Below are 12,819 nucleotides of genomic sequence, written 5' to 3' on the forward strand. Positions count from 1 at the left end.
GGGCCGGGCGGGTCAGCTCTCGGTCCTGGGCAGGCCGGGCGGGTTGATCTCCGACTTCTCCACGGCCTCGCCGCTCAGCCCCCAGCGCTTGAGCACCTTGCCGTAGGAGCCGTCCCGCACGATGTGGTCGATCGCCGCGGCGTACGCGTCGACCAGGCCGCTGCCCTTCCTGGTGGTGGCCGCGATCTTGCCCTGGAGGTCGCCGCCCGCGCCGGAGAGGGTGCCGATGATCTCGGACTGGCCGGCCGTGGCCACGTGGTACGCGGCGGCCGGGCTCGGGCCGAGGTAGGCGTCGATGCGGCCGGACTGGAGGGCCAGGTAGTAGTCGGTGTCCTTCTGGAAGTACGTGATGTCCACCGGCTTCCGCCCGGCCTCGACGTTCTGTTCGCTCCAGTCGACGAGGATCTTCTCCTGGTTGGTGCCGGAGGAGACCGCGATGGTGCGTCCCGCGACGTCGGCGGGTCCCTTCACCTTCCAGCCGGAGCCCTTCTTGGCCTCGAAGGCGATGTTGTCGAGCCGGTAGGTCGCGAAGTCGTACCTGTCCTTGCGCTCCTCGGTCACGGTGACGTTGGAGAGGACGGCGTCGAACTTGGAGCTGTCCAGGCCGACGAAGAGGTTCTCCCAGGAGACCTCCTCGAACTGCGGCTTCAGGCCGAGGGTGTCGGCGACGAGGGTGGCGATGTCGATCTCGGAGCCGATCCGGGTCCTGTCGTCGGTGGCGTAGAAGCCGAGCGGCGGTACGGCGTCGGCGCCGGCGCCGGCGCCGATCCGCAGGGTGCCGCGCTCGCGGACCGCGTCCGGGACGAGGGCGGCGGCGGCCTCCGCCTTCTCGCCTCGGATGCGGTTCTGGTCGGGCCCGATGTTGACCCCCGTGTCCTTCTGACCCTTGGGGGCGGCCAGGTCGGTGGCGGGGTCGGAGGCGCCGCAGGCGGTGAGCAGGACGGTGGAGGCGAGCAGGGTGACGGCGAGGGTGGCGCCGCGGCGGACGGACACGTACGTACTCCTTGCGGGGGTGGGACGCATGAGCGTTCAGAGGACCTTGGAGAGGAACGCGCGGGTGCGTTCCCGCACGGGGCGGTCGAGGACGTCGGCGGGCGCGCCCTGTTCGACGATCCGGCCCTCGTCCATGAAGACGACGGTGTCGGCGACCTCGCGGGCGAAGCCGATCTCGTGGGTGACGACGATCATCGTGGTGCCCGCGTCGGCCAAGTCCTTGATGACGTCGAGGACTTCGCCGACCAGTTCGGGGTCGAGCGCGGAGGTCGGCTCGTCGAAGAGCAGCAGCCGGGGTTCCAGGGCCAGCGCGCGGGCGATGGCGACGCGCTGCTGCTGGCCGCCGGAGAGCCGGCCGGGGTAGGCCGCCGCCTTGTCCGCGAGTCCGACCCGGGCGAGGAGCTGCTCGGCGGCGGCGACGGCCTCCTTGCGGGGGCGGCGCAGGGCGGAGACGGGGGCCTCGACGATGTTCTCCAGGACCGTGAGGTGCGGGAACAGGTTGAAGTTCTGGAAGACGAAACCGATCTTGGTGCGCTGGCGCAGCACCTCGCGCTCGCGCAGCTCGTAGAGCTTGTCGCCGTCCCGCCGGTAGCCGACCAGGGTCCCGTCCACGCTGATCCAGCCCTGGTCGGCCTTCTCCAGGTGGTTGACGGTGCGCAGCAGGGTGGACTTGCCGGAGCCGGAGGGGCCGAGGATCACGGTGACCTCTCCGGGCCGGACCGACAGGTCGATCCCGCGCAGCACCGGGAGGGAGCCGAAGCTCTTGTGCACGGAACGGATCTCGACCATGGCATCGCTGGGTGCGCTCATCGCACGGCCCCCTTGGCGTAGTGGCGTTCGACGTAGTACTGGAGGACGGAGAGCGCGGTGGTCAGCAGGATGTACCAGACGGTGGCGACCATCAGCAGCGGGACGACCCGGCCGCTGCGTCCGTAGACGACCTGGACCTGGTAGAAGAGTTCGCCGATCGCCATGACGGAGACGATCGAGGTGCCCTTGAACAGCGAGATGATCTCGTTGGCGGCGTTGGGCAGGATCGAGCGCATCGCCTGCGGCAGTACGATCCGGCGGAGTTGGCGGAACCTGGGGATGCCGAGGGCGGCGGCTGCTTCCGACTGCCCGCTGCCGACGGCGAGTACGCCGCCGCGGACGATCTCCGCCGCGTACGCCGCCTGGTGCAGCGCCAGACCGAGGACGGCGGCGCTCATCGCCCCGACGAGGTTCATGGTGTCGAAGGTGATGAAGCCCGGCCCGAACGGGATGCCGAACCGGAGCTCCTTGTAGAGGTAGGCCAGGTTGAACCAGAACAGCAGTTGCACGATGAGCGGGATCGAGCGGAACGCCCAGATGTAGCCGTGGGCGACGGACCGGAGGAACGGGCTGGCCGACAGGCGCATGAAGGCCAGCACGATGCCGAGGGCGAAGCCGAGCGCCGTTCCGTAGAAGGTCAGTTGGAGGGTGACCCAGACGGCCTTGAGGATGGTCGGCGCGGTGAAGAACCGCGCGAAGACGTCCCACTCCCAGCCGGGGTTGGTGATCAGCCCGTTCAGGAACTGGGCGAGCAGGACGGCGGTCGCGGCGACGGCGACCCACCGCCACGGGTGGCGCAGCGGGACGACGGTCAGCCCCGCGAGGTCGCCGCCGGAACCGGCCGGGGAAGCGGGGCCGGCCTGAGGAGCGGCGGGCGGACCGATGGGCGGGCCGGCGGGTGGATCGATGGGTGGATCGCTGGTCAGCGACATGAGGAGGTTCCTTGGGCGCGGTGGTACGGAAAGGGGTGCGGCGCTACGGGAGCGGTGCGGCGGTCAGGAGGCGAGCCGGCCGCGACAGGAGAGGTCGCGCAGGAAGGTGAGCGCGGCGCGGGCCGTGTCGTCGTTCTGCCGGAAGGCGGGGCCGCCGGTGCGGGGGCGGGTGAACGCCCCGCTGTTGCGCGCGGTGGTGAAGGGGCCGAGCGCGAAGCGGCGCGGGTGCGGCCGGCCCTCGCGGTCCAGGACGCGGCTGTCGGCCGGGTCGACGGAGAGCAGGCCGGTGGCGGTGACAGCCGCGCCGCCCTCGTGGAGCGCGCGCAGCAGGGGGCTGGCGGTGTGCCGGAGCGACGGGTCCGGCAGGCGCGCCTCGACCAGGGCCCGCGCCTCGGTCCACTCGCCGGGCAGGGTCGCGCTGTGGGCCCGGAAGACGCCGCGTTCCTCGTCGGCCTCCACGGTGAGCGAGGCTCCGAGGAAGCGCACGACGCCCGCCCGGGAGAGGGCCAGGAGCTGCTGGAGGCGGGGGCCGGGCGGACCGGAGGCCAGGTAGCTGAAGAATCCGTGCCACCAGCCGCCGATGTCGCCGAGCCGGATCAGCTGCGCGTAGGAGGAGAGCAGACCGAGGAAGACGGCGAGGTCCGGGCTGTGCCCGGGGTCGTGGCGTCTCGCCAGGTCGGCGGTGATGTGGTCGCGCAGCCCTTCCTGGAGCGCTTCGGCGGTGGGGTGGCGGACGCCGTCGAGCGGCCGGTCGAGCGCGGCGAGGTCGAGCCGGTCGGCGGGGTCGGGAACGGCCGCGGCGACGAGGTCGTCCAGGTCGGGGCTGCCGGGTTCGGCGGCGGCGTACTTCTCCGCGAACTCCTCGGCGGCCAGGGTGGTGCGCTCGGGGTGGGCGGCGAGGAGCCGCTCGTAGTGGGCGTGCCCCAGCTCCTTCTCGACGAGCGGCCACACGTCGCGGCGGAAGTCGAGCGGGCCGGGCCGGCTCAGCAGCTCCTCGGCCTGCGCGGGGCCCAGGTAGCGCGGCAGCGTGGGCCGTTCGCCGCTCCAGGCGTAGCCGATCTTCGCGTGGTAGGGGACGCCGCGGCGCGATCCGACGTACAGCACGGGCTCCCGGCCGGAGGGCAGGTAGACGCCGTCCTCGTGGCGTCCGCCGCGGCCCTCGGTGAGCAGGACCATCAGGTCGACGAAGGCGAGCCCGAAGCCCCGGACGATCACCGGTTCTCCGGCGGGCAGCACGTCGAGGCCGGTGTCGGCGGTGAAGTCGGGCGGCAGGTGGACCAGCCGGTGCCGGTCGGCGAACGCGGCCAGCTCGCTCTGCTCCGGGTCGTGCTCGGCGTCGAGGTGGCCGACGGTCAGCACGACGAGGTCGGCCAGGAGCGGTTCGTCGCGGTCCTGGAGGCGTACGCGCTGGCGTCCGCCGCGCGGACCGGTGACGGCCAGGGCGGTGGTGCGGTGCTCGTGCACGGTGATGCCGGGCGGCAGGGCGGCCAGGGCGCGCTCGTACGTCCAGCGCAGGTAGGCGCTCTGGAGGCGTCGGCTGGGGAAGTCCTGGCCGGTGAGGCGGTGTATCTCCGCCAGTACGGCGGGCTCGGCGTCGGGGGTGACGCGCCCTTCGCGGACGTCGCGGGCCCAGGCGTCCAGGGCCGGTCCGGCGACGACGGGGCCGCTCAGCTCCACCGTGTCGTCGGTGAACATCGTGACGTCCTCGGCCATGGAGTTCATCCAGAGCAGCGGCGACTGGTCCGGGCGCCAGATCCGCCCGCCGCCCGCCGGGTACGGGTCGACCAGGTGGATGTCCAGGCGCCGGCCGCCGTACAGGGCGGCGGCGTTGGCGGCGACGCGTTCGATGACGCCGGTGCCGCGCGGTCCGCCGCCGATCACCACGAGCGTGGGTGTCCCGCTCATCGCGCGCCCGCCGTGCCGCGGGCGTAGTGCCGCTCGACGTAGTGCCGGCCGACGCTCAGCAGGGTGGTGACCGCCGCGTACCAGAGGGTGGCGACGAGCAGCAGCGGGATGACCTGGTAGGTGCGGTGGTAGACGAGCTGGACGGAGTACAGCAGGTCCTGCACGGCGATCACGCTGACGATGGAGGTGCCCTTCAGGGTGCCGATCAGCATGTTGCCGGCGGGCGGCACGATGGAGCGCATGGCCTGGGGCAGCACGATCCGCCGGAACCTGCGCCAGGGGCCGAGTCCGAGGGACTGCGCGGCCTCCAGCTGCCCGCGCTCGACGGAGAGGATGCCGCCGCGGACGACCTCGGCGGCGTACGCGGCCTCGTGCAGGGTCAGCCCGATGACGGCGATGGTGACCGGGCCGAGGAGGCTGACGGTGGAGACGCCGAGGATCTGCGGGTAGAGCGCGCCGATGTTGAACCAGAACAGCAGCTGGACCAGGATCGGGGTGGACCGGAACAGCCAGACGTAACCCCAACTGACCGCCTGGAGGACGAGGTTGCCGGAGAGTCGCAGGACGGCCAGCAGCGCTCCGAGCGCGAAGCCGAGCACCATGACGACGGCGGTGAGCCACAGGGTCAGCCAGAGTCCGCGCAGGACGGAGACGGTGGCGAAGTAGGAGACCACGACGTCCCACTGGAAGGCGTCGTTGCGGACGACCGAGTTCAGCGCAAGGGCGAGCAGCGCCAGGACGGCGACGGCCGCCGCCCGGCGGCCGGTTCGGCGTACCGGGACGATACGGGGCGTGACGGGGCCGGCGTCGTCGTCGACGGGTGGCGGGGGTGCGGAGGAGGAAGGGGGCAGCAGATCGGTCTGCGGGGGCATGCGAGGGCTCCGTGGATGCCGAGATCGAACACGGGGCGTACCTTCACACCGGAAGAACCACACACGGACCGGGCCCCTCAGCGCCGTTCCGCCTCCGAGACAACCGCTGTGCACGGCGCGTTGTCAAGCCTGTCCACACTGTGAGCCGTATGTCTCACGTCAGTTGACGCGCATCCGGATGCCTGTTCCACTGGGCGCATGCATCCGCAGCAGTGGTTGGTCACCCGCTCCCACATCGACTTCGGTCGTGTGTGGTCCTCTTCCTGTTGAGCTGACCCTCTGCTGTCCGGTTTCCCTGCTCACGCCCTCTTCGGCGTTGGAGCATCCTTCCCGCGTGACTTCACCTCCGCCACACCGCGCCATCCTCCCCTCGCAGCACCGCGCGTTCTTCCCGTCCCACCGACACGTCTGACACGTCCGCCGCCGCTCCGTGCCGTCCTGGCACCGGGGCCGGTCGGCGTACCTTGACGAACCCGGAGAAACCCAGCCATGTCCCGCGCCCGGCATACCGCCGTCTTCGCTCTGATCACCGTCGCCGCCCTGGCGCTCGCCGGCTGCGCGGATCCGGCGGAGGAGCCCGGCACGGCGGCCGGGAAGGCCGCCGCCGACGGCAGGGGCGGGACCCCGGCCACGGACGTGGTGTCGTCGGTGCGCGAGGACGAGGCGGCGGCGAAGCTGCTGCCCGCCGACGTCCGCTCGGCGGGCGCCCTGCGCGTCGCGGCCGGCCTCGGCTCCCCGCCCGGGGGCTTCTACGAGAAGGACGGCCGCACGGTGGCCGGTGCGGACATCGACTTCTCGGACGCGGCGGCCAAGGTGCTCGGACTGGAGCTGAAGCGCGAGGCGGCGTCCTTCGAGGCCATCCTGCCCGCGCTCGGCAGCGGCAGGTACGACCTGGGCACGGGGAACTTCGGCGTCACGGAGGAGCGCCTGAAGACGGTCGACTTCGTCACCTACATCAACGACGGCCAGGGCTTCGCGGTCCGTGACGACAGCAGGCTGACGAAGGTGACCGACCTCGCCCGGCTCTGCGGCCTGACCGTGGGCACCACGGCGGGCACCACCTTCGAGGTGACGCTGGAGGAGAACCGGGACCGGTGCGCCGAGGAGGGCGAGAAGCCCTACGAGGTGAAGACGTACGCGGACCAGGCGGCGGTCTGGCTCTCGCTCCGGCAGGGCCGCAGCGACGTGGTGATGTCCACGATCAACGGGTTGCGCTACGCGGTGGGGCAGCAGGAGGGGCTGCGCTTCCTCAACGAGTTCAAGCGGCTCGACGTCGGCTTCGCCTTCAAGAAGGGCTCCCCGCTGACGCCCGCCTTCCAGGCCGCGGTGAACCGGCTCAAGGAGGACGGGACGTACGACCGGATCCTGAAGAAGTGGGGCACCACCGAGTCCGCGATCGAGACGTCGCGGATCTCGCCGTCCGAACTGAAATGACCCGGCGTCAGGCGGCGGCTCGGACCACGTGGCCGGCCTGAGCCTCCGTCAGGACCCCGACGGGCAGCCCGTCCGGGTGCCGTCCGGCCGGTGCGCGCCGCTCGCGCACCACCGGGCGGCGCGCCTCGTGCCGGGTGGGGCGTTCACCCGTACGTCCCCCACGTCACCCGTACGGACTGGCGCATCATATTTTCTTATCAAGACCGGCCTTATCCAGGAGGAACCCTGACGAACCGCCACATCCTCTGCACCAGTACCGTCACGAATGGCCTGCGCGCCGACTATCCACTTGGCGCCGGATCCGCATCATGGACGACCATAGGGATACGAAAGAGATGCGGAACACCAAGGAACCGCGGTGAGAGGAGGCGTCCATGGGATCGGTGCGCAAGGCGAGTGCCTGGCTTGGCCTCGTAGAGGACAACGACGAGCGGTACTACGACGACGAGTACGCCGAGGGTACGGAGACCGGCACGGGCCACCATGCCTGGGTGACCGACCCGAGCGTGCAGGTCGCCGAGGCGGCCGACGAGCAGGACCGCCGGATCGCCACGGTGACCCCGGACAGCTTCCGGGACGCGCGGGCCATCGGGGAGCTGTTCCGGGACGGCGTTCCGGTGATCGTCAACCTCACGGCCATGGATCCCTCTGACGCGAAGCGCGTGGTGGATTTCGCCGCCGGGCTGATCTTCGGACTGCGCGGTTCGATCGACCGGGTGGCCACCCGGGTCTTCCTGCTGTCGCCGGCCGACACCCAGGTGGTGGCGGGCGAGGCCGCCGGCCGCAGGACCGACGGCTTCTTCAACCAGAGCTGAGCAGGGCGCTCGCCGGACAGGTCCGGTCAGCCCGTCCCGTTCACCGGAAGGCGTCGAGACCGGTGAGCGCCTTGCCCAGCACCAGCTGGTGCATCTCCACGGTGCCCTCGTAGGTCAGCACCGACTCCAGGTTCGTGGCGTGCCGCATCACCGGGTACTCCAGGGAGATCCCGTTGGCGCCGAGGATCGTGCGCGCGGTACGGCAGATCTCGATCGCCTCCCGCACGTTGTTGAGCTTTCCGAAACTGACCTGCTCCGGGCGGAGCCGGCCGGCGTCCATCCGCCGCCCCAGGTGGTGGGCGAGCAGGACGCCCTTGTGCAGTTCCACCGCCATGTCCGCGAGCTTGGCCTGGGTGAGCTGGAAGCCGCCGATCGGGCGGCCGAACTGCTGCCTGGTCCTCGCGTAGTCGAGGGCCGACTCGAAGCCGGACCGCGCCGCGCCCATGGCGCCCCAGACGATGCCGTAGCGCGCGTGGCTCAGACAGCTGAGCGGGCCGCGCAGCCCGGTGGCGTCCGGGAGCACCGCGTCGGCGGGCAGCCGCACGTCGTCCAGGACCAGTTCGCTGGTGACCGAGGCGCGCAGCGACCACTTGTGCCGGATCTCCGGGGCGGAGAAGCCGGGGGCGTCGGTGGGCACGACGAAGCCGCGGATGCCCCGGCCCCCGTCGTCCTGCCCGGTCTGCGCCCAGACGATCGCGACGCCGGCGACCGAGCCGTTGGTGATCCACATCTTGCGTCCGTCGAGGACCCAGTCCTCGCCGTCGCGCCGCGCGTACGTCCGCATCGCCCCCGGGTCGGAACCGTGGTCGGGCTCGGTCAGGCCGAAGCAGCCGATGGTCTCGCCCGCCGCCATGCCCGGCAGCCACCGCAGCTTCTGCTCCTCGGAGCCGAAGCGGTGGATCGCGTACATGGCGAGCGATCCCTGTACGGAGACGAGCGAGCGGATTCCGGAATCCGCCGCCTCCAGCTCCAGACAGGCCAGCCCGTACTGGACGGCGCTCGCGCCCGCGCAGCCGTAGCCGTCCAGGGACATGCCGAGCGCGCCGAGCGCGCCGAGCTCCCGGGCCAGTTCGCGGATACCGGGCAGCTCCCCCTTCTCGTACCACTCGGCGATGTGCGGCAGGACGCGGTCGGCGGCCCAGGCGCGGACCGTGTCGCGGATCGCGAGGTCGTCGGGGCCGAGCAGGTCGTCGATGCCGAGGGGGTCGCCCGCGTCGAACGGCGGGAGCTTCGACGGCTTCACGGACTCGGTGCTGGACATGAGGCGCCTCCGGCGGCTCGCACGGTGCTCGAAGGGCCGGGAGTCGCCCGCGGCCCCTTGAGGACCAGCGGTGGTGGTCAGAGCTTCGCGCTGACGTTACGGCTCAGCGTGCCGCTCGTCCAGAGCCCGCCGCCTCGGCCGGCGCGCGGCGCGCGGGGCGGGGCAGCCGGCGGTCCGGCGCGTCCTCGACGGCCGGCGCCGGGGCCGGTTCGGCTGGACGGACGGCCCCGCCGGGGGCGGGCTGCGCGGGTACGGCGGCCCCCTTCTCCTTCGGCGGGCACTCCATCGCCCTCGGGAGCCGCAGGGCGGCCAGCGCCCCGAGCAGCAGCAGACCCACGCTGACGAACAGTGTGATGTGCAGCCCGCCGATGAAGGCGTGCCGGGCGGTGGCGCGCAGCAGTTCACCGGCCGGGCCGCCGAGCTGGGCGGCCACCTGGTAGGCCTCGCCGAGCGAGTGGGACGCCTCGGCTCCGGCGCGGGCGGGCACGCCCCGGTCGTGCAGGCCGGCCAGTCCGGGGGCGTAGGCGGCGTTCATGACGCTGCCGAGCAGGGCGATGCCCAGGCCCGCGCCCAGTTGGTAGGAGGTCTCGCCGATCGCCGCGGCTCCGCCCGCCCGCTCCGGCGGGGCGTCGCTGAGCATCGACTCGTACGCGCCGAAGAGCGTGGTCTGGAGTCCGAAGCCGAGGAGGACGAACCCGGCGGTCAGCAGGACGGGCCGGTCGTGCTGGCCCATGGCGGTGAGCAGCAGGACGGAGGCGGCCGTCAGGACGAAGCCCCAGGCCACCATCCGGCGCGGGCCGACGCGCCGCAGGGTGTGCGAGCCGGTGGCGCCCGCCGCCATCGCGGCGAACGTCAGCGGCAGCAGCCGCAGCCCGGTCTCCAGCGGGCTGAGCCCGAGCACCAGCTGGAGGTACTGCACGGCGATCAGCTGGAGGCCGACCAGGGCCAGCATGGCGAGCACGATGCAGCCGACGGCGGTGCTGAAGGCCGGGCGGGCGAACATGCCGACGTCGATCAGCGGGTGCGGGCGGCGGCGCTGGCGGCGCACGAAGAGGACCAGCAACGCGGCGCCGACGGCCAGCGCGACGAGCGAGGCGGGGTCGAACGGGCCCGCGCCGCCGCCGAGGCGCTTGACGCCGAGGACGACGCCGAGCACTCCGGCCGCGGCGGTCAGCGCGCCCAGGACGTCCCACGGGCCGTCGTCGGCCCCGCGCGACTCGGGCAGCAGCCAGCGGCCGAGCGGCAGGATGAGGGCCATCAGCGGGATGTTGATCAGGAAGACCGAGCCCCACCAGAAGTGCTCGACCAGGAACCCGCCTATGACGGGCCCGACGGCGGCGCCGACCGCGGCGACGGCGGTCCACACGCCGATGGCCAGGGCGCGCTCCCTGCGGTCGGGGAAGACCTGGCGCAGGATCGACAGGGTGGCGGGCATGATCATGGCCCCGCCGACGCCGAGCAGCGCGCGGGCCGCGATCAGGACGGCCGGGCTGTCGGCGGTCGCGGCGAGCACGGAGGCGGCGCCGAAGGTCGCGTAGCCGAACAGCAGCACGCGCCGCCGGCCGATCCGGTCGCCCAGCGTGCCGAAGAGGATCAGCAGCGAGGCGCAGACCAGCGGGTAGGCGTCCACGATCCACAGCAGCCCGGTGGCGCTCGGCCGCAGGTCCTCGGTGAGCGCCGGGACGGCGACGTGCAGCACGGTCGCGTCCAGGGCCACCACCAGGAGGCTGAGGCAGAGGACCACGAGGACGACCCAGCGGTTGGCGCCCTCGGCAGCTGTGCGCAGCCGGACTCCGGCCGTGGTCGTCCCGGACATCTACGTACCTCCCAGAAAGTCCCTCGCGCTCGGCGGACCGGCGGGGCCGCCGTGTGCGCGTCCCCCGGGGCCCGGCATCGACGGGCGAGTGCGCCGTCAGCGTACGCGAGTTCGGCCTGGCCACACGTGGTCCACCTCATACCCCGGTCCGCCGCACAGTGTGGCGTACGCCACTCCGGACCGGCCGGGCGGGGCGGGGCCCGGCCGCGCCGGGAGGCCCGGTCCGCCCGGACGGCGCGGCGGTGCGCGCCTCCCCCGAATGGCCGGAACAATTCCGGCGGATTCCCGCGCACGAAATTCCCCCTGCCGACCCAAACACACATACGAACGCGGCCCGGGGCAATGGGACGCAGGATTACGGAGATTCTTGTCCGTGTCCGGAAAAGACGCCGACCTGAGACAAAGTCCACATCACATCGTCATCACAAAGCGCCCGGATTGGCCTGCTCGCTCACTCACTCGCTGTAACGTCGATTGGGTGCGTACCGACATCTTTGCCCGCCTGGACCGGGAGCCGGAACCGCCGAAGATAGAGGCGCCGCGGATGAGCCGTCACCGCATCGCCCTCTTCGGCGGGACGTTGGCGTTCTATGTCGCCATCGTCGTCGCCGTGCTCGTGTCGTCCTGGCTGGTGGCCCTGGACTGGAAGGTCATGCTGTTCCGGCCCTACCAGCAGTGGCCCGAACTGCACGCGTTCCTCGACTACTACGTCGTGCTCGGCCAGCGCGGCCCCACGGCCGTGATGGTCTCCTGCTGGCTGGGCTGGCGCTCCTGGCGCCAGCACACGCTCCGGCCGCTGCTGGTGCTCGGCTGCTCGCTGCTGCTGCTCAACGTGACGGTGGGCGCGGTCAAGCTGGGGCTGGGCCGGCTCGGCCCGCACTACGCGACGCAGATCGGCTCGGCCGAGATGTTCGCCGGCGGCGATATATTTCCGTCCGGACACACCGCCAACGCCGTCGTGACCTGGGGAATCCTCGCCTATCTGGCGACCACTCCGCGTGCCCGGCGCTATCTGTCGGCGGTCTCCGCGACGGTGTCGCTGGGCGTGGGGCTCACCACCGTGTACATCGGCACGCACTGGCTCAGCGACGTCCTGCTGGGCTGGGCGGCCGGGCTGCTCATCCTGCTGGCCCTGCCCTGGTTCGAGCCGCTGATCGCCCGGACCGAGACGTGGATCTTCGCCGTGCGCGAGCAGTGGCGGGAGCGCCGCGGACCCGGCCGTCCGGCGCGGGCCGCCGACGGCGGGCCGCGGCCGGTGCTGCTGCTGCCGCAGGCGATCGGCGGCGAGTCCCCGGCCGCCGGGGGCGTGCCTCTCGTGGTCGACGCCGCTCCCGCCGCCCATCAGGCCGCCGCCGGTACGCGACCGCGGGTCCACGGGGCGCACCAGGTGCGCCCGGACCGGCCGCCGGTCACTCCGGCGGGCAGCCGCCGTCCGCCGCACCCGGACCACGGGGCCCGCGGCTCCGCCGGCACGGCGCGTCCGGTGGCGGGCGGCTGAGAGGCCGCCCCCTGTTCCGCGGGGACGGTACGCACAGCCTCGCCCCGCACGCCGAAGGCCCCGACCGCGGTCGGGGCCTTCGGCCTGTTCGGCGGGGACGCGCGCGCCCGGAGGGCTCAGCCCACCCAGCAGCGGGTGACCGTGGCGTCCTCGACCTGGAAATTGATCCGGCCGACGCGGTACTCCATGGTCAGGAACGTGCCCGGCGCCACGGCCCGGACCGTGTCCCAGCCGCGGCTCCTGGCCTGTTGTTCGGCGGCGTCGGCGCCGAGGCCGACGTACGACTCGGGTGCGTCGTCCGGCTGTGCGGGAGGGGTCGGTAGAGATGCCATGCCTCTCACCGTAGGCCGCCCCGGACCGTGACGGAAGGGCGGGCTCCGGCGGAGCCCCTTGCATCCCCGTATGCCGTGACGGTCACGCTTGTGTCACAGGATCCCCACACAGGTATACGCGTTCCTATTCACCCGAACGGACCGTCCGGAA

The 12,819-nt window shown here is 72.4% G+C and carries 11 protein-coding genes; 3 read left to right on the forward strand and 8 right to left on the reverse strand.

Annotation, left to right across the window (positions count from 1 at the left end; all coding sequences use genetic code 11):
- Positions 1–12: 12 nt before the first annotated feature.
- The 5 genes from EES43_RS04860 to EES43_RS04880 form a co-directional block, all read right to left on the reverse strand.
- A complete protein-coding gene (locus tag EES43_RS04860) occupies positions 13–993 on the reverse strand; it encodes an ABC transporter substrate-binding protein (protein WP_206429991.1) in 981 nt (326 codons plus the stop codon).
- Positions 994–1,029: 36 nt separating this feature from the next.
- Positions 1,030–1,782: an amino acid ABC transporter ATP-binding protein gene (locus tag EES43_RS04865; protein ID WP_124271790.1), complete on the reverse strand. Its 753-nt coding sequence runs from the start codon at positions 1,780–1,782 to the stop codon at positions 1,030–1,032.
- A gap of 17 nt (positions 1,783–1,799) precedes the next feature.
- Positions 1,800–2,735, reverse strand: coding sequence for an amino acid ABC transporter permease (locus EES43_RS04870; RefSeq protein WP_124267537.1), 936 nt, complete (start codon positions 2,733–2,735; stop codon positions 1,800–1,802).
- A 63-nt stretch (positions 2,736–2,798) separates the two neighbouring features.
- Complete coding sequence (locus tag EES43_RS04875; RefSeq protein ID WP_124267538.1) at positions 2,799–4,640, reverse strand: FAD/NAD(P)-binding protein; 1,842 nt, start codon at positions 4,638–4,640, stop codon at positions 2,799–2,801.
- Positions 4,637–5,512, reverse strand: coding sequence for an amino acid ABC transporter permease (locus tag EES43_RS04880; RefSeq protein WP_124267539.1), 876 nt, complete (start codon positions 5,510–5,512; stop codon positions 4,637–4,639). The genes EES43_RS04875 and EES43_RS04880 overlap by 4 nt, the downstream gene beginning before the upstream one ends.
- Before the next feature lie 489 nt (positions 5,513–6,001).
- Between EES43_RS04880 and EES43_RS04885 the strand changes: the two genes are divergently transcribed.
- Both EES43_RS04885 and EES43_RS04890 read left to right on the forward strand, forming a co-directional pair.
- Positions 6,002–6,946, forward strand: coding sequence for an ABC transporter substrate-binding protein (locus EES43_RS04885; RefSeq protein ID WP_124267540.1), 945 nt, complete (start codon positions 6,002–6,004; stop codon positions 6,944–6,946).
- 374 nt (positions 6,947–7,320) lie between these two features.
- The gene (locus EES43_RS04890; protein ID WP_124267541.1) at positions 7,321–7,761 is read left to right on the forward strand and encodes a cell division protein SepF; all 441 of its coding nucleotides are present in this window, start codon (positions 7,321–7,323) and stop codon (positions 7,759–7,761) included.
- A 40-nt stretch (positions 7,762–7,801) separates the two neighbouring features.
- On the opposite strand, the gene EES43_RS04895 is transcribed toward EES43_RS04890, so the two are convergent.
- Positions 7,802–9,022 carry an acyl-CoA dehydrogenase family protein gene (locus tag EES43_RS04895; protein WP_124267542.1) on the reverse strand — a complete coding sequence of 407 codons (1,221 nt, stop codon included), beginning with the start codon at positions 9,020–9,022 and terminating at the stop codon, positions 7,802–7,804.
- A 103-nt stretch (positions 9,023–9,125) separates the two neighbouring features.
- Positions 9,126–10,838, reverse strand: coding sequence for an MFS transporter (locus EES43_RS04900; RefSeq protein WP_124267543.1), 1,713 nt, complete (start codon positions 10,836–10,838; stop codon positions 9,126–9,128).
- Between the two features lie 478 nt (positions 10,839–11,316).
- Between EES43_RS04900 and EES43_RS04905 the strand changes: the two genes are divergently transcribed.
- Positions 11,317–12,336, forward strand: a complete 1,020-nt coding sequence (locus EES43_RS04905; protein ID WP_124267544.1) for a phosphatase PAP2 family protein — start codon at positions 11,317–11,319, stop codon at positions 12,334–12,336.
- A 116-nt stretch (positions 12,337–12,452) separates the two neighbouring features.
- Here EES43_RS04905 and EES43_RS04910 read toward each other — a convergent pair whose 3' ends face one another.
- On the reverse strand, positions 12,453–12,668 hold the full coding sequence (locus EES43_RS04910; protein ID WP_124267545.1) for an I78 family peptidase inhibitor: 216 nt from the start codon (positions 12,666–12,668) through the stop codon (positions 12,453–12,455).
- Between the last annotated feature and the right edge of the window lie 151 nt (positions 12,669–12,819).

This window comes from Streptomyces sp. ADI96-02 (assembly GCF_003846185.1).
Lineage (GTDB): Bacteria > Actinomycetota > Actinomycetes > Streptomycetales > Streptomycetaceae > Streptomyces.